Source organism: Agrobacterium sp. CGMCC 11546 (assembly GCF_013365515.1).
Lineage (GTDB): Bacteria > Pseudomonadota > Alphaproteobacteria > Rhizobiales > Rhizobiaceae > Agrobacterium > Agrobacterium fabrum.
The window spans coordinates 72,694-97,299 of sequence record NZ_CP047388.1; the positions used below are offsets into that span (position 1 = coordinate 72,694).

Genomic DNA, 24,606 nt, shown 5'->3' on the forward strand with positions numbered 1-24,606 from the left:
CGTATTTTTCGATATAACGTCGCACTGTTTTCCCGCTATCCTGATGTTTCGACGACGGGGGCAACCAAGACCTATGTATAGGTCAGGTTGTGCTGAAAAACCCGTATTGTCTTCAAAAATCGCGTCGGGGGAACAATGTCGATTTCGTCAATGATGTTTCGTGCTCGCGAGCCGGAAGGCGGAACGCACCATCTAGCCTTTGGCCTTGGGGCGCTGGCGCTGGCGGCCGCGGTATTTTACGTCGATACCTATACCGACATAGAAGGCGCGATCGCGGTGCTTTATGTGATTACGATCCTTTTGGCCGCACAGGCGATAACCCGGTCCGGACTGATCGCGATCTCCTGTATCTGCGCCATTCTTTCCCTGTTGTCCTATGCGGCAACGCATGCGGAGGACGCGGATTTCCAGTCGGCCCTTCGATTGGTCGTCGCCCTTGCAGCACTTGCCGTCACGACCATGCTGCTTCTGAAAACGGAAACCGCCCGGCTGGCGATGTTGTCCGTCAACGCGGCGCTGAAGGAAAGCGAGGAGCGCTATCGCTCCATTTTCGACCGCACGCGCGTCGCACTCTGGGAGCGTGACTATTCGAAGCTTCACGCTCTGCTGATGGGCCTCAGGCAGCAGGGCATCACCGACATGCGCGCCCATGCAAGCGCCAATCCGGGTTTCACGCAGCAATGCATTGAGCTCATCACGGTCGTTGCGTCGAACGAAGCCGGCAAGGAAATGCTCGGCTACGACTCCTCGATCCTCGGTACCCTTCAGCAATCGGTCGTTTCCTCCTCCGGCAAGTTCATTGATGTGTTGCAGGCGATCATCGACAACCGGCGTGTCTTCGAAGACAAAGTGGTCGTGTGCACCGACAGCGGCGAAGACAAGCTCGTGCTGCTTTCCATCAGTTTCCCCGCCGAAGCGACCTCCTTCAACCGGGTGGTGGTCAGCATGGTGGATATCACCCAGCGGGAAATGGAGCTGAAGGCGCTGGCAGAAGCACAGGCGGAACTGACAAAGGCCTCCAAGGCGGCGGCAGTCGGCGCCATGTCCGCATCGCTCTCCCACGAATTGAACCAGCCGCTCGGTGCCATCATCGTCAATGCGCAGACGTTGCTGCGCTGGCTCGATCGCGATCCGCCGGATCTCGCGGCCGCCCGCCGCTCGGCCGAACGCATGATCCGCGATGGCGAGCGCGCCAGTGACATCATCCAGAACACACGCAGCTTGCTCGCCCATACGAGCGGCAAGGTGGAAACCTTCGACCTTGATGAGTTCATTGATGAAACCCTCAGCCTTCTCGAACATGAACTGGAGCGCAGCGGCACCACGGTCCATGTGGAAAAACGAGCCACTCCGCCGATAACGGCCGTCAGGATCGAATTGCAGCAGGTTCTCATCAACCTCCTCACCAATGCCATTCAGGCCATGGACGAGGCGGGTATCAGCAATCGCACCGTCACGGTACGAAAAGAGCGCGAAGACGGGGATAATATTCAGATCGCGGTTGAGGACAGTGGCCCCGGCTTTCCCGCGCAGATGAAAGACAAGCTGTTTTCGCCGTTTTTCACGACGAAGGAGACGGGAATGGGCATGGGGCTTTCCATTTGCCGCACGACATTGGAAGCACGCGGCGGCAGGCTTACCGGTGACAATCATCCTCTTGGCGGGGCGGTCTTTACCATTTCCATGCCGATCAGCCAGGAGGTGGAAAATGCCTGAACCACGCAAGACAACGAAGGAACCGCCCTCACCCGTCGTTTTCATCGTTGATGACGATGTGTCGATGCGGGAAGCGCTTACCGATCTTTTCCGTTCCATGAAATTCGACGCCGAAGCTTTCGACAGCGCCGCCGCTTTCCTCGAAAAAGCTAATCTGAACCGGCACGGCTGCCTGCTGCTGGACGTGCGGCTTCCGGGTATAAACGGCCTTGATTTCCAGATGCAGCTGGAACGCGTCGGCAACAGGATGCCGATCATTTTCATGACAGGCTTCGGTGATATTCCGATGAGCGTGCGGGCGATGAAAGCAGGGGCCGTGGATTTTCTGACCAAGCCCTTCAAGGAACAGGACATTCTGGATGCCGTCGCAGCTGCGATGGAACGGGACGCGTCACGCCGCCGCGAAAGTGCCCAGAACGAGGCCGTCACCTCCCTTGCCGGGCAACTGACGCCAAGGGAGCGTGAGGTCATGGGCGCCGTTGTCCGCGGCCTGATGAACAAACAGATCGCCTACGAACTCGGTATCAGCGAAGTTACCGTGAAGCTGCACCGGGGCAATGTCATGCGCAAAATGGAGGCCAGATCAGTCGCCGACCTCGTGCGAAAGGCGGAACTGATTGGCGAGAAGCTCCGACCACCTGTATCTTAGTATGGTATCTTTCAAACGGGCCTGAGCGCATAGAGAAAGAAAGAAATAGCAAAGGTCGCTCTCATTGCCCCCCGTTCCCGTCATTGCCGTCGTCGACGACGATCCCGCCATCCGCGAAGCCATGGATGATCTCATCATGTCCTTCGGTTACGAATGCCGCCTGTTTGCATCTGCCGAGCATTTTCTGGAGTCGCAGCAGCAGGCGGGCATCGACTGTATCGTCGTGGATGTGAAAATGCCCGGTCTGTCCGGCATCGAGTTGCAGAGCGAGCTGAACCGGCGTGGCAGCCATCCGCCGATGATCTTCGTAACCTCCTACGAGGATGAACGCACCCGGAACGCGGCCCTGAGCGGCGGCGCTTTGGCTTTTCTTCGCAAGCCGGTCAATATCGGCAATCTGATCGGATGCCTGGAATCCGTTCTCGGCCAGCGGCCCTGACCGCAGCGTGACGCTCGGCCACCTGGCAATCGAGCATCGCCGCCCTTCCCAGACTGCGCAGACGGCCTTCCATCGCGCTGACCTCCCCCTATCCCCATGAATATCCGTCACTACGTTACGCCCCGACGCCTTGCCGTCCGGGCACGCATTGCGTTGAGCGCATGTCCTCCGCCAACACCTTCCGCTATACGAACTAGACCTCTGTATAGATGCCGACGCCTCCACCTCGCCGTAGCCTTTGTTCCAGTCAAGCGCCTCCCTTCCGGACGGTCCTTGCAGCACCATCACCCTTTTTGTGGAGCAGGGCATGACCTCCATCAGTCAGAATGCAGACGAGCGCCAACCTCGTGACTTCAAAGTCGCAACGGTGTTGGCATTGGGCGCGATTGCAGTGCTCGGTGGCAATGCTCTCCTGATCAGGAATACCGAACCGGCACTTGCCGCCTCCGAGGACGTCGCATCGGCCAGCGCCTTCCGCGTCCTCACACCGCAGACGATTGACGGGCTTGCGGGACTTTCCACCCCTGTGACGACCAGCGGCAATGCAGCAGAAGGCGTGGTTGTTCCGGCCGTGGACAAGACGTCCTGCGTCGCAACCCGCGCCGCCCGGAAAACGGACCGGCATAACCCGCTCGATCCCAGAGCCTTCTGCCAGTTGCAGCACCGCCTCTTCAATGCCGAGTTGATCGACCGCATCGCTATGCTCCAGCTCGCATCACAACCCCGCTTTATCGATACCTCGTCCCAACTCGCCATGAACAAGGAGTTCTGAAATGGAAACGTTGACCAGACGCGCAGTCCTCGCGATCGGCGCCGTCGGCGGCACCGCCCTTGCCGCCAGCACGGCCGGAGCAGCATCTTTCGGCAATCCCGATCAGCCCGCCGAAGGAGCAATCAACGCCAATGCAGCAGGGCTCAGCGATCCCGGCCCGAAGAACCCCGCGATCAACGACCAGTTTCCATCCTTCCAGAGCCCGCCGGCGACCGATATCGGCGACATGCAGCTTTTCTGGGGCTCGTTTAACAACGCCGCCAAACGTATCCAGAACGGCGGCTGGGCCCGTCAGGTGACCAAGTCGGACTTCGCGATTTCGGATGCCGTCTCCGGCGTCAACATGCGGCTGGGACCGGGCGGCATTCGCGAGATGCACTGGCACCGGGCGGCAGAATGGGCGATCATGACCAACGGGCGTTGCCGCATCACGGTGCTCGATACGCAGGGTCGCGCCTATGTGCAGGACGTCGAGGCCGGTGACCTGTGGTATTTTCCGGCGGGTTATCCTCATTCGCTACAGGGACTTGGTCCCGACGGGTGCGAATTCGTCATCGCATTCGACGAAGGCGACCAGTCCGAATATGGCACCCTGCTGTTGACCGACTGGCTGGCCCATACCTCTCCCGAACTGCTGGCCAAGAATTTCGGCGTCGCACAGGATGTGTTCCGCAATATTCCGCTGCAGAACCTCTGGATATTCCAGGGCAAGGAGCCGGGTCCACTCTCGAAGGATCAGGAAGCAGTTGCCGGCGCCGGTCTTCCGCCTTTTCCCTTTACCTATAAACTTGCGGCATCAAAACCGCTGAAGGAAAATGCCGCCGGCGTTATTCGTCTTGCGGACAGCAGCGCCTTTACCGTGTCCAAAACCATTGCCGCCGCCATTGAAACGATCAAGCCAGGCGGTGTACGCGAAATGCACTGGCATCCCAATGCGGACGAATGGCAATACTGGATCAAGGGTGAAGGCCGGATGACCGTGTTCGACGCGGGCCCACGCAGCCAGACCGCCGATTTCCGCGCCGGCGATATTGGTTACGTGAAAAGGAGCCAGGGCCACATCATCGAAAATACCGGGAAGACCGATCTGCAATTCGTCGCGGTCTTCAAGGCCGCCGAATACCAGGAGGTCAGCCTGTCGTCCTGGCTGACGCACACCCCGCCGGCACTGGTTGCCCAGCACCTGAATGTCAGCATCGAGGATGTGGCGAAATTTCCCGCCAACCAGCCGGCGATCATGCCGGGCTGAACATTTTGTTCCTCTATTGACCGGCTTTTCGGCACGTCCGATCCGCCGGTCGTTCCTCATCGGAGCAAGGCTCCACGCATATTGAAAGACAGGAACGGGCCATGAAACCATTGACAATCCGCATCGCCGGCGGCTCGCTTGCCGGTCTCTTCACGGCGATATTGCTTCAGGAGGACGGGCACGATGTGAGAGTATACGAACGCTCATCGTCCGGGCTCGCCGGGCGCGGCGCGGGACTGGTGCCGCAGCAGGACCTGTTCGAGGTTCTCGCTCAGATCGGCTGTGAAGACGTCGCCCATGTCGGTGTGGTCGCGAAGGAGCGCATCTATCTCGATGCCGGTGGCCGCGTCGCCCAGCGCCAAAACACGCCGCAGATTCAGGTTTCCTGGGACTACCTCTTTGAGCGCGTATCCTCCCGTCTCCTGGCGGACACCTATCGTCTCGGACACCATGTCGAGGCGGTTCGGGAAGCTCCGGAGGGAGTTTCGTTGTCCTTTACCGATGGCACGGAGGAGCGCGCTGATCTGGTGATCGGCGCGGATGGTCTGGGTTCGGCAATCCGGAGCGCCGTCAACCGCCGCTCGGAAAACACCTATGCGGGTTATGTCGCCTGGCGCGGGCTGATCCCTGAAACAGACCTGCCTGCCGATGCGGCCCTGCTGCTGGACCGCTTCGCTTTCTACATCGCACCCGGAATTCACGTTCTGGGTTATCTGGTGCCTGGCCCCCGCGGCGAGACACAGCCGGGACAGCGCCGCTATAACTGGGTCTGGTATCGTCCGACAACGGCGGAAGAGCTTGCCCGAACCTTCACCGGCCGCGACGGCAGGCATTTCGAACATTCCTTGCCCCGCGGCGAACTCTCCGAAAGCCGCCGCGCGCAATTGCGCGAAGACGCCTTTTCGTTTCTGCCGCCGCAATTGACGCTCGCGGTGGAAGCGGAGGAAACCCCGTCCATCCAGGGGATCTTCGACTATGAGGCGGAACAGATGGTGTCGCGGCGTATCGCGCTGATCGGAGATGCCGCCTTTGTAGTTCGTCCCCACACCGCAATGGGCGTTTCCAAGGCCGCGGGCGACGCGATGGCGCTGCGCGATGCCCTGCGGCAAACGGAGGATCTGCCCGGAGCCCTTTCACGATATCAGAGCACCCGCCTGCCGGTGGGCAAATCAATTGCCGCCTATGGACGCCGCCTTGCCGAAACCGCGATGTAAACACGGGTCAAAAATCAGCAATGCTGCCGCCTTGCGTCACTCCACCTTTGCGCTACGCTTGCGCCGGGAATTTTCAATGGAGGGACTGAGGCATGTGCAATACCTGCGTGATCGAGAACGTGAAACGAAACATGCTGTCACGACGCCTGCTGTTCAAGGGTGCCGTGGCGGGAGCGACGGCAATGGCGGCGGGCAGCCTGGCGGCCCCGGTGCTGGCACAATCACCCAGACAGGTCATCGATCTCACCCATAGCTATGACTCTACCTTTCCCACATTCGATGGCAAACCGGGCATAGAATTCGAGTGGGCGGCAGAGATTGCCAAAGACGGCTATCAGCTCCACAAGCTTACGATCTACGAACATACCGGAACGCATATCGATGCACCGTTCCACTTCAGTGCCAGCGGCGCGAGCGTCGACCAGCTGGAACCGCAGAAACTCGTCGCGTCGCTGGTCATCATCGACATTACCGACCGTGCGAAAGAGGATGCCAATTCCACCGTCGAAGCCGAAGACATCGAGCGCTGGATCTCAGCGAATGGCGACATACCGGCAGGTGCGATCGTGGCGTTGCGTTCCGGCTGGGCGACGAAGGTGAAGAGCCCCTCATTCCGCAATGACGATGCCGGAAAATTCGCCTTCCCCGGTTTCGGAAAATCCGCAACCGACCTGCTGCTCGAGCGAGACACGGTGGCCATCGGCGTTGACACGCTTTCACTGGACCCGGGCAATTCCGCAGATTTTGCGGTTCACAATTCCTGGCTCCCGGCGGGGCGCTACGGGATCGAAGGCCTGAACAACCTCGAGGCTCTGCCGGTCAAGGGCGCGACCATCATCGTCGGCGCACCAAAGCATAGCGGTGGAACGGGTGGGCCGGCGCGTATTCTGGCTCTGGTCTGAGGCATGCACATCCGAAAAGGGCAACCTGCGGCTGCCGGCGAATGAACTCCGACTGAATAGTCTCTTCAGCTTCCATTCCAATGGGACCGTCTAAAACAAAGACGTTCAACCGCGGTCCCATCCGCCTGAGGAGACAGTCATGATCCGGAAGTCTTTCATTGCAAGTGCACTCGTTGGCCTCTCTGCTGCGGCGCCCGCCATGGCCAATGATGTGCGCATCGAACAATATGGCTGGTCCAACTCTGCCGGTGGCGCGCAGGAAGGGTATGGCAACCGGATCCGCACCTACCAGAATGGCGGTTACAACCGGATCATCGGCCACCAGTATGGTCGTCACAACCTTTCGGCTGTCGGTCAGGAAGGGCATGACAATTACGGTTCCACCACCCAGAACGGCAACCGCAACGTGGCCGGCATCGGCCAGTTTGGCTCCAACCACACCACCATCCTGACCCAGGACGGCAATGGCAACATTGCAGCCGGCGTTCAGGTCGGTCGCGGTTGCAGCGCCAATGTCAGCCAGGGCGGCAACGACAATGTCGCGGCGTTCGTGCAGGCCTGCCCGTAACGACATTGCCATGACGTGAAACGATCGAGATCGGACACCAGATCATCAGGGAGACGTGCCATGCCCCATAATGTCAGACACCCGCGCCGCTTGGCGGCAATCCTTGCACTGGCGCTGCTTCCTGTCGGCGCCGTTGCGGCCATATCGACAGCAAAGGCGTCGGCCGATGGGCGGCTCTGCGAGATCAAGGCAACACCGCAGGCGGGCATGGTGAGACTGGAGGCCGTCGCCAAAGGTGATACCGGTCCCGGCGGGACCTACTCCTTTCACGTCGAAAAATCAGGTGGCAGCGGCAGTTCCGTCATCAGTCAGGGTGGCGACTTCAACGCCGCCGCCGGACGGTCGCAGCTGCTGAGCTCGGTGACGCTCGATGCGAAGGGAGCCCGCTACACGGCAGTGCTCGATCTCGTGATCGACGGGAAGAGCTTCAGTTGCACGAAGCAGATCGGTAGCGATTAAGCTGCTGCACGCCATCAATTTTCACCTGAGAGGGCGCCGGTTCTGGCGCCTTTTCTTTTGCACACCCCGAGTGACTGAACGCGATGTGAATGGGTAATTCCGGTGGGGTTCAGTTGCGGAATGCGATTATGGATCATCGGCAAGGCGCTGATAAATGGAGATAAGAATGGCCCGCAACATATTGAAACTTATTACAGTTACCCTGCTTGTCGGCGGCCTGGCACCGATCGGATTTATAGCTCCCGCCCATGCCGGCGGCCGCATCTCCTTCGATCTAGCGCCCAGCAGTAACGCCGATGGCGACCTGCTTTCGACCGGGCTGCGCGCCTATTCGCTTTATCGAAACTTCAAGGATGCCGACATAAAGCAGCTCGGCCGTGGCAATGCGGCAGGTATCGCCCAGAATGGCGGCGGCAATCTTGGCTTCATCCGGCAACGCGGCAATGGCCATTCCGCGACGCTGCAGCAGAACGGCAACAACAATGCCTATGGCATTTTCCAGTATGGGCGCAACACCGAAACCAATGTGGTGCAGGATGGCGACAATGGCAGCGGCCTGACCTTCAGTTATGGCTGGTAAAGACGGAAGGCCGCTCGCCGCAGTTTAGTCCGGCAAGTGCTTCCCCGGGCATCAGGAAGGCCGCAGCCGTTGCCCTGAGGTCATGGCGAACGTCCTCGCTCATGCGGGCCCACGTCGCGTAGGGTTGCGGCAGGCGGTGATCGAATTTCAGCTTTTCACGACATCACGGACCGGGCCTCCACTCCCTGTTCAGCACCGCATAGATGAACTCGTCACCCCATACGCCGTCAAACCGGTCGTTCTCGATCAGATGTGCTTCTTTCCGCATGCCCAAACGTTCAGCGACACCGATCGATCCGTGGTTCAATGCGTCAAGTCGTGCAAAAATGCGGTGATAACCGAGTGTCCTGAAGCCGAGCGTGATCATTGCCCTGACAGCCTCAGTGGCATAACCTTTTCCCGAAAACACTGGATTGAAAATATAACCCACCTCGGCCTGTAGAGCAGCCGCACTGGCGATTTTGAGGAGTACCTCCCCGACGAGCGCCCCATCCTCGACGCGGATGACGGCAAGTCGCAGCGTATCTCCGTCCTTCTCGAAAGGGGCCGAGAGCAGGTCGGAAAACTCCGCCTCCATCGCTTCCGCCGATGGCGGCGAGGAGTAGAGGAAACGATAGACCTCCTCGCGCCTGTGATAGTCACCATAGGCCGCCATATCCGCGGACTGAAACCTGCGAAGGATCAGCCGGTCGGTCGTTATAGGGAGTGAGGTCTCAGTCATCATCGTAGCGCCTTTTCATCAATCACCGACATCTGGTGGCGCGTCCTCGAAATCACAAGTCATCACACCTCAATTGGAAAGGAAAACCCGGCTTTTACGCGGTCCATCACAACCATGGTCTTGAAACCCTTGATATCGTGGTTTTCGTAGAAGAACCGGCGGGTGAAAACCTCGTAGTCTTCCATGTCCTTGGCCGTGATCACCAGAATGAAATCAGCATCGCCAGTGACATAATATCCGATCATGACCTCGCGCGTCGCCCGGATCGCCGCTTTGAAGCGGTCGACGATGTCGGCCCGCTCGCGCTCAAGCGAGACGAGTACGATCATGGTGATGCCGCGTCCCACGGCCTTTGGAGAAACGATGGCGACATCCGCCTCAATGATGCCCTCCTCGCGCAGTCGCTTCAAACGCCGCTGACAGGCCGTCGGCGACAAATTGACGATGTGCGCCAGTTCTTCCGAGGTCAGGCGATTGTTTTTCTGGACGGCGTCAAGCAACGCCCTGTCAGCTCTATCAAGCGTAATCATGCAGAATTCCTGCGTTTTTGGATGAAAACAAGCATTATTCCGGCGTTGAAATACAGAAAAATGCCGCTTTGCGATCATGCCGCGCCGTTAGGCTACTGGCAAATAAAAAGGGAGCATTTTTATGAAAGGCATCGCAAGCGCTGCGTTGAAAAACCTGCATCGACGCGATTTGATCGAAGACCGTGCGTTTGTGAATGGGGCATGGTTGGAGCGCGACCAGACGTTCGCCGTCGTTGATCCCGCGGGTGGCGATCACCTTGCCGACGTATCGTCCTGCACGCTCGATGATGTCGATTTTGCGATAGACGCAGCCAGCAAGGCTTTTGCCGGCTGGCGCGATATGCTGCCTGTTGATCGCGGCGACATTTTACGCAACTGGAGTGCGCGCATGCGGGAGAATGCGCATGACCTCGCCACGATCATCAGCGCCGAACAGGGCAAACCGCTGGCGGAATCACTCGGCGAAATCGACTACGCCGCTAATTTCCTCGACTGGTTCGCGAGTGAGGGGGAGCGATCTTACGGCGAAACAATTCCAACCCATCTGAAGGGCAGCAATCTTTCCGTACGAATGCAGCCGATCGGCGTTACCGTCGCCATCACGCCATGGAACTTTCCCTCAGCGATGATAGCACGTAAGGCCGGTGCTGCGCTTGCTGCCGGCTGCACGATGATCGTCAAACCTGCTCCCGAAACACCTCTCTCCGCACTGGCGCTGGCAAGACTTGCCGAAGAGTCCGGCGTACCACCTGGCGTATTGCAAGTTCTGCCGGGAGAAGCCGCACCCCTTGCGCGCCGCCTTCTGGAAAATACCGAGGTGCGGGCATTTTCCTTTACGGGTTCGACCGAGGTGGGACGAATCCTTCTGACGCAATCTGCGGCGACGGTGAAAAAAGCATCCTTGGAGCTTGGAGGGCACGCACCCTTCATCGTCTTCGCAGATGCAGATCTCACAGAGGCGGTCAAAGGCTGTCTGGGCGCAAAATTCGCCACTTCCGGGCAGGACTGTCTTGCGGCAAACCGCATCTATGTGCAGCGCAGCCTTTATCCACGATTTGTTGAGCGGTTTGCCGAGGCGACGTCCAGGCTGACTGTTGGTCACGGCCTCGAAACCGGTGTCGATATCGGCCCCATGACGCGGCCGTCCGTCGCCGAAAAGTGCCGCCAGCAGGTTGCTCAGGCGCTGTCGGCCGGTGCGCGGCTCGTCTGCGGCGGACAGGACAGTCCGCTCGGCGGCAACTTCGTCACCCCGACCGTGCTTGCCGATGTCACCGACGACATGCTGATCGCCCGCGAAGAAACCTTCGGCCCGGTGGCCGCCATCTTACCATTCGATGACGAGGCGGAGGTGATCCGCCGCGCCAATGCAACAGAGATGGGACTGGCGGCCTATCTCTACACCAACGATCTCGGCCGGGCGATGCGCCTGACCGACCGGCTCGAATACGGCATGGTTGCCGTCAACACGCCGAAATTCACCGGAGCGCCCATTCCATTCGGCGGCTGGAAACAATCAGGCCTTGGCCGCGAGGGCTCGCGTCACGGCCTCATGGAATATCTCGAACCCAAATATGTCTGCTTCGGCAATCTGGCTGCCTGAAAGGATCTCACCTATGACCATCGACATCAAAAATATCGCGGAAATGGATCGAAACGCCGTTCTGCATCCCTTCACGCAGCTCAAGGATTTTGCCAGTGGCAAACTCGGCGAACCGACCATCATTGAAACGGGCAAGGGCATCCGCATTCAGGACGCGCACGGCAAGCAATTGATCGATGGATTTGCCGGTCTTTATTGCGTCAATGTCGGTTATGGCCGCACCGAGGTAGCTGAGGCGATTTCGCGGCAGGCCTACCGCCTTGCCTACTACCATTCTTACGCCGCTCACACGACGGATGAACTGGCCATCCTTTCCGATCGCCTCGTCAGGATGGCACCGGGCAAAATGAGCAAGGTGTTCCACGGCATGTCGGGGTCCGACGCCAACGAGACGCAGGCCAAGCTCGTCTGGTATTACAACAATCTGCGTGGCAAGCCGCAGAAGAAGAAGATCATCTCCCGCGAGAGGGGATATCACGGCTGCAGCGTCGTCTCCGGCTCGATGACAGGCATGAGTTTTTATCACGACCACATGGACCTTCCACGGGCCGGCATCCTCCATACCGGCGTTCCGCATCACTATTGGGGCGCGGAAGCCGGTGAAACCGAGCTGGAATTCTCAAAACGACGCGCCGCCGAACTGGAAGCCCTCATTCTGCGCGAAGGACCGGACACGATCGGGGCATTCATCGCCGAGCCGGTGCTCGGAACGGGCGGTATCACACCGCCGCCGGAAGGTTACTGGCCAGCCATCCAGGAGGTTCTCAAAAAATACGATGTGCTGTTGATTGCCGATGAGGTTATTACCGGCTTCGGCCGCACGGGTTCGATGTTTGGTTCACAGCATTACGGCATCGAGCCGGATCTGATCACCGTCGCTAAAGGCCTGACCTCGGCCTATTTCCCGCTTTCCGGCGCCATCGTAGGGGAGAAAGTCTACAAGGTGATGGAGGACGGCGCGGATCGCGTCGGCGCCTTCTCCCACGGCTACACCTATTCCGGCCATCCTATCGGCGCGGCGGCTGCAAACGCCGTGCTCGACATCGTCGAAAAGGAAGACCTGCCGGGCAACGCACGGGCCGTTGGCAGCTATTTCCAGGAACAGCTGAAGGCGAAGTTCGCCCAGCTTCCTATCGTCGGCGAGGTGCGCGGTGTGGGACTGATGGGCGCTATCGAGTTCGTCGCTGATCGGGAAAAGAAGACCCGTTTTGCCCCTCATCTGACGGTGGGTGCACGCGTTTCAAAGGCGGCGCGCAACGGCGGCCTCATTGCGCGCGCCATGCCGCACGGCGATATTCTGGGCTTTGCACCGCCGCTCGTCACAACGAAGGCGGAGGTGGACGAAATCATCGCCATCGCGGAAGCCGCCGTACGCAGCGTCATGGACGATCTGGTCCAGGCCGGCGAGAAAATCTAACCGGCAGCTTCAGTTTTCAACTATCGCAAATGCTGCTCATTTCGACGGCAACTGCGCCTCTTTACGGCGCAGTTGTCATCTGCGCTGCATAAGGCTTCATCTTTTCGCAGAAGCATGCATAATGTCATGAAATTACCTTCGTCGAAAACGAGACAATTTCATGCGTCGTCAAGCCAATTCACCCAGCCCAGATCCAGTTTCCACAACGAGACCGGTGGCATGGCGGCCGACGCTGGCCAAGCAGAAAGGCGAAACAAAACATTCCGCACTGACGGAACGCATCATTGCCGATATCGACGCCGGCGTTTTGAAGCCGATGGACCGCATGCCGACGCACCGCGATCTCGCCCGCGAACTCGGCTTGTCTGTCCAGACGGTCAGCCTTTCCTACAAGGAGGCGGAGCGGCTCGGTTATCTCAGCGGCGAAATCGGCCGCGGAACCTTCGTGAAGACGCGGGTGACGGAGCGGGCAGGTCGGATGATGCTCGACCACAGCCCGACCGAGGTGCTCGATCTATCCATTATCCGCGGCGTTTATCTCGATGACCATGAAAACGCCTCGCGCGCCATTCTGCGCGAGATGGCCGACGGTGACAATTCTGGCTTCATGCGCCCCTGTCGGCCGGTCGCAGGCCTTGACAGCCATCGCGAAACGGCCAGAACATGGCTTGGCATGATGGGCGTGACAGCCGGTGCGGAACGCATTCTTGTGACCAATGGCGCGGCGCACGGCATTTTTCTCGCTCTGAGTTGCATCATCCGTTCTAACGACGTGGTTCTCTGCGAGAACCTGACAGACCACGGCATTATCGGCCTGTCTAATATCCTCGGCTTCAGCCTCAAGGGCCTGCCCACGGATGAAGAGGGCATTTTGCCCGACGCGCTGGAGGCCGCCTGCGCAGCCGGAGGCGTGCGCGCTCTGGTGCTTATCCCAACCCTTAACAATCCGACCGGGCATGTGTCGGGCGCGGCGCGACGGCAGGCCATCGCCGCGATTGCCGAGCGATACGGCATTTTTGTCATTGAGGACGAAGTCTACCGTCCGATGATCGAGGATGATCTGCCATCCATCACAGAAATGCTGCCTGACCTGGGCTTCTTCGTCACCAGCTTCACCAAGACAGTGCTGACCGGGCTGCGCGTCGGTTATCTCGTCGTGCCACCCGCCTATTCCATCCGCGCCGCCTCCATCCTGCGGGTGTCGAGCTGGAGCGGAACCTATCTTACTGCCGAAATCGCAACGCGTTGGGTCGAAAACGGCACCGCACGGCGGCTGCTGGATGTCCAGCGCACCGAGGCCCGTGCGCGGCAAAAAATTGCCGTGGACATATTGGGCGACCATATAGGCTCGACCCACCCCCTCTCCTTCTGCGCCTGGCTGACGGTTCCGCCGCGCTGGACGGAGGATGGTCTGGTCCGCGCGCTCACGAACCAGAATGTCGCGGTAACCCCGTCAGAACCCTTTATTGCCGGTCCGGGCCATGGTGGCGGCATTCGCATATGCCTGGGCGGCCGCCTCAATCATGCAAGCCTCGCCAGGGCCTTGACCACCGTGCGGCAGACATTCGAGCAATTGCCACCGGTTTACGACATAGGTTCGATCGGTTGAGGCAAAGCCCCAAAATCATTGAATCATTACAATATAATAATTGACATGATTTTATTTCGCTCTCAACATGACAATCATGAAGAGCGAAAACCTGTCCATATCTGCCGATAAAAACCAGCTTCCGGTCTCGCTGGCCGCGATAGAGCGGGCGGCAACGCGGCTTGCGGGGCAGGTGGAGCGCACACCGCTGGTTCGCTCGGAGTTTCTCTCCGAACGCTGCGGTCATCCTGTTCATCTCAAACTTGAAACCCTTCAGCCCATCGGCGCCTTCAAACTGCGCGGCGCGATGAACGCCATCCTCTCGCTTGCCGATGCGACGCGTCGGCGCGGTCTCGTCACTGCCTCCACCGGCAATCATGGCAGGGCCGTTGCTTACGCCGCCGCCAAACTCGGCATTCCCGCCACGATCTGCATGTCAGCGCTGGTGCCGGCAAACAAGGTCGAGGCGATCCGCACGCTTGGCGCGGAAATCCGCATAGTCGGCAGATCACAGGATGATGCGCAGGAGGAAGTGGAGCGCCTGAGCAATAGCCTAGGCCTAACCGCTATCCCGCCTTTCGATCATGCTGACGTCGTGGCTGGCCAGGGCACTATCGGCCTCGAGGTCGTCGAAGACATGCCTGAACTGGCGACAATTCTCGTTCCTCTCTCGGGCGGTGGCCTTGCGGGCGGTATCGCCGTTGCGGTGAAGGCGCTGAAGCCAAGGGCGCGGGTCATCGGCATTTCCATGGCACGGGGTGCGGCCATGCATGCGTCGGTCAAAGCCGGCCACCCCGTCTCGGTTCGCGAGGAAGAAACGCTGGCGGATTCGCTTGGCGGCGGGATTGGACTGGCGAACCGCGTGACCTTTGCGCTTTGCCAGACACTTCTCGACGAGATCGTGCTGGTCTCCGAAGATGAAATTGCAGCCGGCATCCGCCATGCATCCCGCAAGGAAGGCCTCACAGTGGAAGGCGCGGGCAGCGTTGGCTTTGCAGCAATCCTCTCCGGCAAGATCCCGGTGAGCGGCCCAACCGCGATCATCGTGTCGGGTGGAAATATCGATCCGGCGGTTCACAAGACGATCATCGAAGGGCCTGCCGAATGAGTCAAATCACCATCCTCACCGAAAAAGATCTGCGCGCTGTCGTGAAGCTCGACCTCTCCGCAATCGACTGTGTCGAGCGGGCCTTTTCGGCGCTTGCTACGGAGGCTGTCGCCATGCCGCCGATCCTGCGGCTCGATATCCCTGAGTTTCGTGGCGAGGTTGATGTGAAGACGGCCTATGTGCCGGGTTTCGACGGTTTCGCCATCAAGGTCAGCCCGGGTTTCTTCGACAATCCTAAGCTCGGTCTGCCGAGCCTGAACGGGCTGATGATCCTCTTCAGCGCCAGGACCGGGGTGGTGGAGGCCCTGCTTCTCGACAACGGTTATCTTACCGATGTGCGCACCGCCGCAGCCGGTGCAGTCGCGGCAAGGCATCTCGCCCGCGAGGACGCTTCCGTCGCAGCGATTTTCGGGGCGGGCATGCAGGCGCGTCTGCAACTTGAAGCCCTGACGCTGGTGCGACCGATCAGATCAGCGCGGATCTGGGCACGGAACCATGACAGGGCCGAGAAGCTGGCCAGCGATTTCGCCAGAGAGCACGGTATCGACGTTATCGCGATGACCGATGCCCGAGCCGCTCTGCAAGGAGCCGACATCATCGTCACCACGACACCGGCCGAAAAGCCGATCCTGCTCGCCGACTGGCTGGAAGAAGGCCAGCATCTGACAGCCATGGGATCGGATGCCGAACACAAAAACGAAATCGATCCGGCCGTGTTCGCCAAAGCGCGCTATGTCGCGGACCGGCTGTCGCAGACCCGCATTCTCGGTGAACTACATCATGCCATCGCCGCAGGTCGTGTCGCGCCGGATCAGCCCTTTCCGGAGCTTGGCGCCATCATCGCCGGCAAGGCGCAGGGCCGACGCTCGAACGACGACGTCACCTTTGCCGATTTGACCGGCACCGGGGTGCAGGACACCGCTATCGCCAATCTCGCCTTTACCCGCGCGAAAGACGCGAACAGCGGCCAGATCATCGAAAACACTGTAAAAATGGGAGACGCAGCGTGAGCGTAACGCTGAACTTTACACGCGAGGAATATGCCGCGCGCCTGTCCAAAACCCGCGATGCCATGGAAAAGGCCGGTATCGACCTGCTTGTCGTCACCGACCCGTCCAACATGCATTGGCTGACGGGTTATGACGGCTGGTCCTTCTATGTCCATCAATGCGTGCTGGTGCCGCCGGAAGGCGAGCCTATCTGGTATGGCCGCAAGCAGGATGCCAATGGCGCCAAACGCACCGCCTACCTCGGCCATGACAACATCATCGGTTATCCGGACCACTACGTTCAATCGACCGAACGGCACCCGATGGATCTGTTGTCGCAGATCGTCGATGACCGGGGTTGGTCAGGCCTGTCGATCGGCGTCGAGATGGACAATTATTATTTCTCGGCTGCTGCCTTCGCATCTTTGCAGAAACATCTGCCGAACGCCCGCTTCAAGGATGCCGCCGGTCTCGTAAACTGGCAGCGCGCCGTCAAAAGCCCGACCGAGCTCGACTATATGCGCAAGGCCGGCAAGATCGTCGAGCTGATGCACAAGCGTATCGTTGACGTGGTAGAGCCGGGCATGCGCAAATGCGATCTCGTCGCCGAAATCTACGATGCCGGCATTCGTGGCACCGCGGAATTCGGCGGGGATTACCCCGCGATCGTTCCGCTGCTCCCATCGGGCGCCGATGCGTCTGCGCCGCATCTGACATGGGACGACAAGCCGATGCGCTTGGGCGAAGGCACCTTCTTTGAAATCGCCGGCGCTTACCGCCGTTATCATTGCCCGCTCTCACGCACCGTCTTTCTCGGCAGGCCGACGCAGGCGTTCCTTGATGCGGAGAAGGCGACGCTTGAGGGCATGGAGGCCGGTCTTGCGGCTGCCAAACCCGGCAATACCTGCGAAGATATCGCCAACGGGTTTTTCGCGGTGTTGAAAAAATACGGGATCATCAAGGACAACCGCACCGGTTATCCAATCGGCCTCTCTTATCCGCCGGACTGGGGCGAGCGCACCATGAGCCTGCGCCCCGGGGACCGCACGGAACTGAAGCCCGGCATGACGTTCCACTTCATGACCGGTCTGTGGCTGGAAGACATGGGGCTCGAAATCACCGAGAGCATTGCCATCACCGAAACGGGTGTCGAATGCCTCTCCAACGTGCCTCGGCAACTGTTCGTGAAAGGCTGAGAGATGTTAAACATCGCGCTACGCCCCTCACCTATCACGCCGACGGTCGATTTTGACAGGAAAGGCGTACAGCACGGTCATCTGCGGCTGCCATACAGCCGCGATGACAGTGCATGGGGGTCGGTGATGATCCCGATCTGCGTCATCGCCAACGGCGACGGGCCGACAGCCCTTTTGACCGGCGCCAATCATGGCGACGAATATGAGGGGCCAGCCGCGCTTTTCGAACTTGCCCACACACTCGATCCAGCTGACGTCAGCGGGCGTATCATCATCGTGCCAGCGCTCAACTATCCGGCCTTTCGCGCGGGTACACGCACCTCGCCGATCGACCGCGGGAACCTCAATCGCAGCTTTCCCGGTCGGCCCGACGGTTCCGTGACAGAGAAGATCGCCGATTACGTGACCCGTCATCTGTTACCGCTTGCGGATATCGTTCTTGATTTTCATTCAGGCGGCAGGACGCTTGATTTCCTGCCTTACGCTGCCGCTCACGAATTACCTGACAAGACACAGGAAGCCCGGTGTTTCGAGGCGGTTGCAGCTTTTGCTGCCCCCTATTCTATGAAGATGCTGGAGATTGACGCCGTCGGTATGCTGGACACGACAGCCGAGGAACTGGGCAAGGTCTTTGTCACCACTGAGCTTGGCGGCGCGGGCACGGCCAGCGCAAAATCGATCGACATCGCCCGCAAAGGCACCGTCAACCTGCTGCGCCATGCCGGCATCCTGACCGGCACCCCGGTGCCGGCGCCGAGCCGCTGGCTGGACATGCCCTCCAGCGACTGTTTCACCTTTGCCGAAGATGACGGGCTCGTCGCCTTCGTCCGCGATCTGGGAGACGCGGTCACGGCGGGTGAAACCATCGCCAGGGTCTACCCCGTCGGAAAAACCGGTCTTGCACCGGTCGAATACCGTGCCTCCATCAGCGGCGTGCTCGCAGCGCGTCACGTTCCCGGCCTCATCAAGGCCGGCGACTGCCTTTCCGTCATCGCCACGGTCACGGAGAATACCTAGCCAGAAGAATGAAGTGAGATCCGAAAACGGACCACGCAACCAACCAGAGGAGTTAGAACATGAATATGACCAAAATCGCCGGGCTTTCCGCCCTTGCTCTTTCCATCAGCGTGACAGCGGTGAGCGCACTCACCCTTGAGGAGGTGAAGAAGCAGGGCTACATCCGCGCAGCGACTGCCAATGAAGTGCCCTATTCCTACATGCAGCCCGACGGCACTTCCGCAGGCATCGGCCCGGATGTCGCCAATGCGGTTCTGAAATCGATGGGCATCGAGGAGGTAAACTGGACGGTGACGCCATTCGGCACGCTGATCCCGGGGCTGAAGGCGCGTCGCTTTGATTTCGCAGCCGCCGAACAGAACATTTCGCCAGAGCGCTGCAAGCAGGTGGCCTTCACTGAACCGAACTCGTCCTATGGCGAAGGTCTGCTGGTGAAGAAAGGCAATCCGAAAAAGCTGACCACCTATGCGGATATCGCCAAGGATCCTGCATTGAAGGTCGCCGTCGTATCCGGCGCCAACAATGTCGATTTCCTGCGCGCCGTCGGCGTCAAGGAAGAGCAGATCGTCTTTATCCCGGCGAATGCAGATGCCATCCCCACTGTCCAGAGTCGCGCCGACGCTTACGCAGCCACGGAGCTGACGGTGTCGGAACTGGCCAAGGGCCAGGCCAATGTCGAGCAGGTGAAGCCCTTCGTTGATCCCGTCGTCAAGGATGCGCCTGTGCGCAATTACGGCGGTTTCGCTTTCCGGCCGGAGGACAAGGAGCTGCGTGATGCCTTCAACGCCGCGCTCGTCGAATTCCGCAAGACCGACGACTACAAGAAAATCCTCGCGAAATACGGCCTCTCCGAACAGAGTATCGCGGCCGCGGCCGAAAAGAAGGTTGCCGATCTCTGCGCCGGAAAATGACGCCCTCTGGCGCCCGGGCAAAACCGGGCGCCGATTACCAGGAACTCGGGAACACTCCAGATGGACATGACCGCTTACCTGCCGATGTTGTGGCAAGGCGCCGTCGTCACCATGACGATAACGCTTGCAGCCCTCGTTGTCGGCACGGTACTCGCCTTTTTCTTTGGCATTCTGCGCGTCGAGGGTGGACCAATCCTTTCGACTGTCGCGCTGTGCTACACGGAAGTGTTTCGCGGCACCTCGCTGCTGGTCCAGCTTTTCTGGTTCTATTACGCGTTGCCGCTGGTCGGTCTGAGTTTTGATCCGGTCACCACCGGCGTCATGGTGCTCGCCGCCCATGCGGGTGGGTATGGCGCCGAGATCGTCCGCGGTGCATTGTCTTCCGTCTCAGTACAGCAGCTGGAAGCAGCACGAGCACTGAACTTCACGCGAATGCAGACGCTGTTTCGCATTTCCTTGCCGCAGGCGGTCGTCGAAATGATGCCGGCCTTCGGCAATCTGGCCATCGAAACGCTGAAGCTCTCCTCGCTCGTCTCGCTGATTTCGATTGCCGACCTCACCTTCGCGGCGCAGTCGATCCGCAACCTGACGCTCGATAGCACCAGCATCTATTCGATCACACTGCTCTGTTATTTCGCGATGTCGCTGATCCTGATGGTCATCATCCGGGTGATCGAACATGTCGTGCGGCGCGGCAATGTCTTTCCGCGCACCCGCCATTCGTAAGGATATTCATTCATGATGTATGGTTACGAATGGGACACGACCACCTGGATCACCTACACAACCTCCATCCTGCCCATCATTCTGATCGGCCTGACGGTAACGCTGAAAGCCGCCGCCGCCGGTTTTGCCATCGCGCTTATTCTGGGGCTGGTTTTTGCGCTGCTGCGCCGCAGCCGGGTGAAGTTGATTTCCTGGCCGACCGCGGTGGTTGTCGAATTCCTTCGCGATACGCCGCTTCTGGTGCAGCTTTTCTTCCTCTATTACGTGCTTCCCGAATTCGGCATCGTACTGCCCGCCTTTCTCACCGGTGCGCTGGCGCTCGGCCTGCAATATGCCGCCTATACCTCCGAGGTCTATCGCGGTGGTATGGAGGCGGTGCATCACGGCCAGTGGGAAGCGGCGACTGCGCTTAATCTCACGCGCATGCAGACCTATCGGGACATCATCATCCCGCAGGCCATACCGCGCATCGTCCCGGCCATGGGCAACTATCTTGTCGCCATGATCAAGGAAACGCCGGTGCTTTCCGTCGTCACGGTTCTCGAGATGATGGGGCTGGCAAACATGATCGGCGAGCGCACCTTCGAATATCTGGTGCCGCTGACGCTTGTCGGTCTGATCTTCCTTCTCCTGACCATAATCTGCTCGGCAGGCCTCAGCCGCCTGCAAAGGGCGCTTCCAAAAGCAGGAATACCCTTGCGATGACAAACAACACCAATCAGCCGCTGATAGAATTTTCCGATGTCACGAAGCGTTTCGGCATTTTGACGGTCCTCGACCAATTCAATTTCAGCGTTGCAAAAGGCGAGAAAGTCACCCTTATCGGTCCTTCCGGCTCCGGAAAGTCCACGGTTCTGCGCATTCTCATGACGCTGGAACCGTTCCAGGAGGGACAGCTGAAGCTCGCGGATATCTCCTACCATCAGCCCGGCGGCAAAGGCCCCTTCCAAGCCTCGGAAAAACACCTTCGCCAGATCCGTAACCACGTCGGCATGGTTTTTCAGAGCTTCAACCTCTTCCCCCATATGACGGTGCTGCGCAACATCGTGGAAGCGCCGGTGCGTGTGCTGGGTATTGCCCGTGCGGAGGCAGAAGCACGGGCAATCGAGCTCCTGAACATGGTCGGCCTGGCCGACAAGAAGGACCACTTTCCAGTGCAGCTTTCCGGCGGCCAGCAGCAGCGTGTCGCCATTGCCCGCTCACTTGCCATGCGCCCGCGTGTCCTGCTTTTTGACGAGCCGACCTCGGCCCTCGATCCGCAACTGGTGGGCGAAGTACTTTCCGTCATCCGCGACCTTGCCCATGAGCACGATCTGACGATGCTTCTCGTCACCCACGAAATGCGATTTGCCCGCGAGGTTTCGGATCGGGTGTGCTTCTTCGACAAGGGCCGCATCTGCGAACAGGGGAAACCGGACGAGATTTTTGGCCAGCCAAAGGAAGAACGGACACGCGAGTTTCTGTCGTCTGTTTTACGGTGAGTTTACAGCCTTCGCAGCTCACCGCGCTTATTCACTAAGCGTCGCCAGAACGTCGCCATGACGGCTGAGCACGATTGACTGTCTGGATCCCGGCCCAGACCGAGTGTCGTCGGCGGGCTGCATCACCCACCACGCGCCAGGATAGTCGCCACGAATATGCCGGGAATTCAGGCGGATTTCCGTGCCGGGCGGAGAACGCTCCGTCCCGACCATTTTTTCTTCAGACAGCCTCGCCCTCCTGATTTCATAGAGGTTTCGCTCGCCATCAAGCGCAAGTGTCACGTCCTCGAGATCGAAATCATCTATGTGGACGATCTGGCCTTCCGGCGTATCGAGAACCCATCTGTCGGAATCGACAAAGCCATCGGTGTAGACATTGCCGGTTGAGGAACGCAGGGACGTCCCCTTCGGCAAGCTGATGCCGTCAATGACATTGCCATCGGCGAGAATGCACGTACTGAAAGCGGATATGCCCCCATCCGGCTTCAGGTCGAATTCCACTGGCTGTGTCGCGTCACAACGCCAGCCGCTCTGTGTGCTAACGCCCTGCCCGGTTATCCGCATATTGTCTGGGGTAAAGCCGATCGTCTGGTAATTTTCGTTGATTTTGATCGAGATATAACGGGCGATCTCAACCGTATCGATATCCGCGACAGATACAGGATGCGGAAAGAGGGCGCGACGGAAGGACTCCGGTGTATCGGCGACCGACAGTTCGAGTTTCGTGCCTTTGGGCATATCGATCTGGCCAAGGCGCGTCGCCTCCGCGAGTTCCGGGCGATAACTTGCCGCCCTCTCTTTTTCATAGGCATGCATCTGGATATAAAAATCAGCGATCTGCCACAGGGTGAAAAGTGCAACGGCGGTTACCAGCCCATACGGCAATATCATAGGGCGTTTCCAGCGCCCCGCCGCATATCGAATGACAAGTACCAGTGTCCACACGGCCCAGACGAAGGTCGTCGCGAGAAGGAAGGCAAGGAAAAGCAGCGCTTCGACGGATGGCAGTGCGACAGGGATCATGAAACCAGGGGCCTTGGGCGGATCGTCTTGATCCTGAAGAGACGCTGGAGCTTTAGCCGCAAGCGATGGCCAGTTCAACTCGCAGATGGTCGCAGTGCTGAACCGGGCGACGGCGGATGGCGGCCGCCCGGTGAGGATATTATCGCAAATCAGCCACCAAGGACGAAGCGGGAGAATGCCAGCGCATTGCGAGCATCCTCATCCATTTTCGCTATGTCGGCGCCGCCGCTCAGGTCGCGCCACACCTTGATATCCGAGCCGATAGTGCCGCCTGTCTTGACGAAGGGTTCCATGATTACCGCGCCAGTGTAGTTGATATTACGCAGCGCAAGGCCGATTTCGTGCCACGGCATTCTGCCCTTGCCCGGTACGCGGCGATTGCTTTCACCGGTATGGAAGTGCCCCAGATGCGGACCGGCCGTGCGGATGGCGTCACCGAAACTGTCTTCCTCGATGTTCATGTGGAAGGTATCCAGCATGACTTTCACATTGTTCTTGCCGACATCCTTCACGAAAGCGACGCCTTCGGCCGCCGTGTTGAGGACGTGGTTTTCAAAGCGGTTGAGGACTTCGATGCACAGGTTGATGCCGAGATCATTGGCGAAATCGGCAATGCCGTTGATGCCCTCGACGCCGCGCGCATAATCGCCTGCCTTGTCGACGGGCTGCGAATAATCGATTGGCCAATAGGAATGCAATGCGCCACCAATGGTGTGGATATCGAGCTTGGCGACATTGGAAAGGGTTCGTTCAAAGAACGCCTTGCCGGCCGCACGCACAGACGCATCTTCCGACGACAGGTTCTTCGTTTTCGACGGACCGATGCCGGCGGTGAGGATGATGCCGTTATCCCTGGCGCTCTGCCTGATGGTCGCGAGTTCGGCGTCGCTATAATCGTTGATATGATGCGCGGCGACTTCGATGATGTCAAAACCGAGCTTGGCGACCTTCTCGATATAGGGGCCGAACTTGGCGCTCCACTCATGTTCCCAGTAAGAATAATAGATGCCGTGTTTCATGGGGTCTCTTTCGTTTTTCTGTTTCGCTTGACTTTGGATAAGGAGGCGCAGTCATTCAGGAGGGCTCAGGACGCGGCGCCTTTGCCCGGATTTCTGACGCGAAGATCAGGCTCGGCGCTTGTGGACGTGATGAAGCGGCCATTGGGAAGATCGTTCTCCTCCACCTTCCTGATGGTCTCGTCCTCGCCGAGACCGAAACCAAACCAGCGGTCCCGCAGCCGCGCACGCAGATCGTCCTCCTCGACATCGACGAAGACAGTAAGATCGAAGATCGGTTTCAGACGATCCCAAGGCGTCTCTCTGGCGAGGAGATAATTGCCCTCACAGACGATGATATCGACGGATTGGGGGATCAGCCGGCCGCCGGCGCGGGCGATCTCGATGACGCGATCGAAGACCGGCACGGCGACGACATCGTCCTCATTGGCTTTCAGACGCTCAAGCATATGGCGCAGGCCGTGGGCGTCAAAGGTATCGATGGCACCCTTGAAGGCACGGCGGTTCATCGCCTCAAGGACGGCATCGTCATAATGGAAACCATCCATCGGAAACAGCGCAGCGGACACGCCTTCGCCCGTGTTCAGTGCGTCGACCACGCGTTCGGCGATGGTCGATTTTCCCGATCCGGGGGCGCCGGCAATGGCAATCATCACGCGCCGGCCATTCGAGCCGGCAAAACGCTTCAGTGCGAGACCTGCAATTTCACCGGCATTATCGTCAATTTTACTCAAG

26 protein-coding genes are annotated in these 24,606 nt (G+C 59.3%); 21 read left to right on the forward strand and 5 right to left on the reverse strand.

Annotation, left to right across the window (positions count from 1 at the left end):
* Positions 1–135 precede the first annotated feature (135 nt).
* The 10 genes from GSF67_RS15225 (at position 136) to GSF67_RS15270 (ending at position 8,548) form a co-directional block, all read left to right on the forward strand.
* Entirely contained in the window at positions 136–1,716 is a 1,581-nt protein-coding gene (locus GSF67_RS15225; RefSeq protein ID WP_006311408.1) for a sensor histidine kinase, read from the forward strand.
* Entirely contained in the window at positions 1,709–2,365 is a 657-nt protein-coding gene (locus GSF67_RS15230) for a response regulator transcription factor (protein ID WP_006311407.1), read from the forward strand. Before GSF67_RS15225 ends, GSF67_RS15230 begins: the two co-directional genes overlap by 8 nt.
* Before the next feature lie 64 nt (positions 2,366–2,429).
* Complete coding sequence (locus GSF67_RS15235) at positions 2,430–2,804, forward strand: response regulator transcription factor (protein WP_006311406.1); 375 nt, start codon at positions 2,430–2,432, stop codon at positions 2,802–2,804.
* A 307-nt stretch (positions 2,805–3,111) separates the two neighbouring features.
* Entirely contained in the window at positions 3,112–3,576 is a 465-nt protein-coding gene (locus GSF67_RS15240; RefSeq protein WP_006311405.1) for a hypothetical protein, read from the forward strand.
* A gap of 1 nt (position 3,577) precedes the next feature.
* Positions 3,578–4,825 carry an oxalate decarboxylase family bicupin gene (locus GSF67_RS15245; protein WP_006311404.1) on the forward strand — a complete coding sequence of 416 codons (1,248 nt, stop codon included), beginning with the start codon at positions 3,578–3,580 and terminating at the stop codon, positions 4,823–4,825.
* 101 nt (positions 4,826–4,926) lie between these two features.
* Positions 4,927–6,039 (forward strand): FAD binding domain-containing protein, encoded by a 1,113-nt coding sequence (locus GSF67_RS15250; protein WP_006311403.1) that lies wholly within the window; start codon positions 4,927–4,929, stop codon positions 6,037–6,039.
* Between the two features lie 92 nt (positions 6,040–6,131).
* Entirely contained in the window at positions 6,132–6,941 is an 810-nt protein-coding gene (locus tag GSF67_RS15255) for a cyclase family protein (protein ID WP_176072039.1), read from the forward strand.
* Between the two features lie 139 nt (positions 6,942–7,080).
* Positions 7,081–7,509, forward strand: coding sequence for a curlin (locus GSF67_RS15260; protein WP_006311401.1), 429 nt, complete (start codon positions 7,081–7,083; stop codon positions 7,507–7,509).
* A 60-nt stretch (positions 7,510–7,569) separates the two neighbouring features.
* On the forward strand, positions 7,570–7,968 hold the full coding sequence (csgH, locus tag GSF67_RS15265; RefSeq protein WP_006311400.1) for a curli-like amyloid fiber formation chaperone CsgH: 399 nt from the start codon (positions 7,570–7,572) through the stop codon (positions 7,966–7,968).
* Between the two features lie 166 nt (positions 7,969–8,134).
* Positions 8,135–8,548, forward strand: a complete 414-nt coding sequence (locus tag GSF67_RS15270; RefSeq protein WP_006311398.1) for a hypothetical protein — start codon at positions 8,135–8,137, stop codon at positions 8,546–8,548.
* A 163-nt stretch (positions 8,549–8,711) separates the two neighbouring features.
* Here GSF67_RS15270 and GSF67_RS15275 read toward each other — a convergent pair whose 3' ends face one another.
* Together GSF67_RS15275 and GSF67_RS15280 are read right to left on the reverse strand one after the other, a co-directional pair.
* The gene (locus GSF67_RS15275) at positions 8,712–9,272 is read right to left on the reverse strand and encodes a GNAT family N-acetyltransferase (RefSeq protein WP_006311396.1); all 561 of its coding nucleotides are present in this window, start codon (positions 9,270–9,272) and stop codon (positions 8,712–8,714) included.
* A 59-nt stretch (positions 9,273–9,331) separates the two neighbouring features.
* On the reverse strand, positions 9,332–9,799 hold the full coding sequence (locus tag GSF67_RS15280; RefSeq protein ID WP_006311395.1) for an Lrp/AsnC family transcriptional regulator: 468 nt from the start codon (positions 9,797–9,799) through the stop codon (positions 9,332–9,334).
* A 121-nt stretch (positions 9,800–9,920) separates the two neighbouring features.
* Here GSF67_RS15280 and GSF67_RS15285 point away from each other — a divergent pair, with 121 nt between their 5' ends.
* The 11 genes from GSF67_RS15285 to ehuA all read left to right on the forward strand — a co-directional run bounded on the left by GSF67_RS15285 (position 9,921) and on the right by ehuA (position 21,832).
* Positions 9,921–11,399, forward strand: a complete 1,479-nt coding sequence (locus GSF67_RS15285; RefSeq protein ID WP_006311394.1) for an NAD-dependent succinate-semialdehyde dehydrogenase — start codon at positions 9,921–9,923, stop codon at positions 11,397–11,399.
* 13 nt (positions 11,400–11,412) lie between these two features.
* Entirely contained in the window at positions 11,413–12,816 is a 1,404-nt protein-coding gene (locus GSF67_RS15290) for an aspartate aminotransferase family protein (protein WP_006311393.1), read from the forward strand.
* A gap of 160 nt (positions 12,817–12,976) precedes the next feature.
* Complete coding sequence (locus GSF67_RS15295) at positions 12,977–14,425, forward strand: PLP-dependent aminotransferase family protein (RefSeq protein WP_035214793.1); 1,449 nt, start codon at positions 12,977–12,979, stop codon at positions 14,423–14,425.
* Positions 14,426–14,492: 67 nt separating this feature from the next.
* The gene (eutB, locus tag GSF67_RS15300; RefSeq protein WP_006311391.1) at positions 14,493–15,512 is read left to right on the forward strand and encodes a hydroxyectoine utilization dehydratase EutB; all 1,020 of its coding nucleotides are present in this window, start codon (positions 14,493–14,495) and stop codon (positions 15,510–15,512) included.
* The gene (gene eutC / locus GSF67_RS15305) at positions 15,509–16,522 is read left to right on the forward strand and encodes an ectoine utilization protein EutC (protein ID WP_006311390.1); all 1,014 of its coding nucleotides are present in this window, start codon (positions 15,509–15,511) and stop codon (positions 16,520–16,522) included. Before eutB ends, eutC begins: the two co-directional genes overlap by 4 nt.
* Positions 16,519–17,697 carry an ectoine hydrolase DoeA gene (doeA, locus tag GSF67_RS15310; RefSeq protein ID WP_006311389.1) on the forward strand — a complete coding sequence of 393 codons (1,179 nt, stop codon included), beginning with the start codon at positions 16,519–16,521 and terminating at the stop codon, positions 17,695–17,697. Before eutC ends, doeA begins: the two co-directional genes overlap by 4 nt.
* A 3-nt stretch (positions 17,698–17,700) precedes the next feature.
* The gene (doeB, locus tag GSF67_RS15315; RefSeq protein WP_035214791.1) at positions 17,701–18,714 is read left to right on the forward strand and encodes a N(2)-acetyl-L-2,4-diaminobutanoate deacetylase DoeB; all 1,014 of its coding nucleotides are present in this window, start codon (positions 17,701–17,703) and stop codon (positions 18,712–18,714) included.
* Positions 18,715–18,773: 59 nt separating this feature from the next.
* The gene (gene ehuB, locus GSF67_RS15320) at positions 18,774–19,625 is read left to right on the forward strand and encodes an ectoine/hydroxyectoine ABC transporter substrate-binding protein EhuB (protein WP_006311387.1); all 852 of its coding nucleotides are present in this window, start codon (positions 18,774–18,776) and stop codon (positions 19,623–19,625) included.
* A gap of 60 nt (positions 19,626–19,685) precedes the next feature.
* Entirely contained in the window at positions 19,686–20,351 is a 666-nt protein-coding gene (gene ehuC / locus GSF67_RS15325; protein WP_006311386.1) for an ectoine/hydroxyectoine ABC transporter permease subunit EhuC, read from the forward strand.
* Between the two features lie 12 nt (positions 20,352–20,363).
* The gene (gene ehuD, locus GSF67_RS15330) at positions 20,364–21,056 is read left to right on the forward strand and encodes an ectoine/hydroxyectoine ABC transporter permease subunit EhuD (protein WP_004431448.1); all 693 of its coding nucleotides are present in this window, start codon (positions 20,364–20,366) and stop codon (positions 21,054–21,056) included.
* Positions 21,053–21,832, forward strand: coding sequence for an ectoine/hydroxyectoine ABC transporter ATP-binding protein EhuA (ehuA, locus tag GSF67_RS15335; RefSeq protein WP_006311385.1), 780 nt, complete (start codon positions 21,053–21,055; stop codon positions 21,830–21,832). The genes ehuD and ehuA overlap by 4 nt, the downstream gene beginning before the upstream one ends.
* Before the next feature lie 27 nt (positions 21,833–21,859).
* Here ehuA and GSF67_RS15340 read toward each other — a convergent pair whose 3' ends face one another.
* The 3 genes from GSF67_RS15340 to GSF67_RS15350 all read right to left on the reverse strand — a co-directional run bounded on the left by GSF67_RS15340 (position 21,860) and on the right by GSF67_RS15350 (position 24,605).
* The gene (locus tag GSF67_RS15340; protein WP_006311384.1) at positions 21,860–22,855 is read right to left on the reverse strand and encodes a hypothetical protein; all 996 of its coding nucleotides are present in this window, start codon (positions 22,853–22,855) and stop codon (positions 21,860–21,862) included.
* A gap of 149 nt (positions 22,856–23,004) precedes the next feature.
* Complete coding sequence (locus GSF67_RS15345; RefSeq protein WP_006311383.1) at positions 23,005–23,874, reverse strand: sugar phosphate isomerase/epimerase family protein; 870 nt, start codon at positions 23,872–23,874, stop codon at positions 23,005–23,007.
* Positions 23,875–23,939: 65 nt separating this feature from the next.
* Positions 23,940–24,605, reverse strand: a complete 666-nt coding sequence (locus GSF67_RS15350) for a nucleoside triphosphate hydrolase (protein WP_006311382.1) — start codon at positions 24,603–24,605, stop codon at positions 23,940–23,942.
* Position 24,606: the final 1 nt, after the last annotated feature.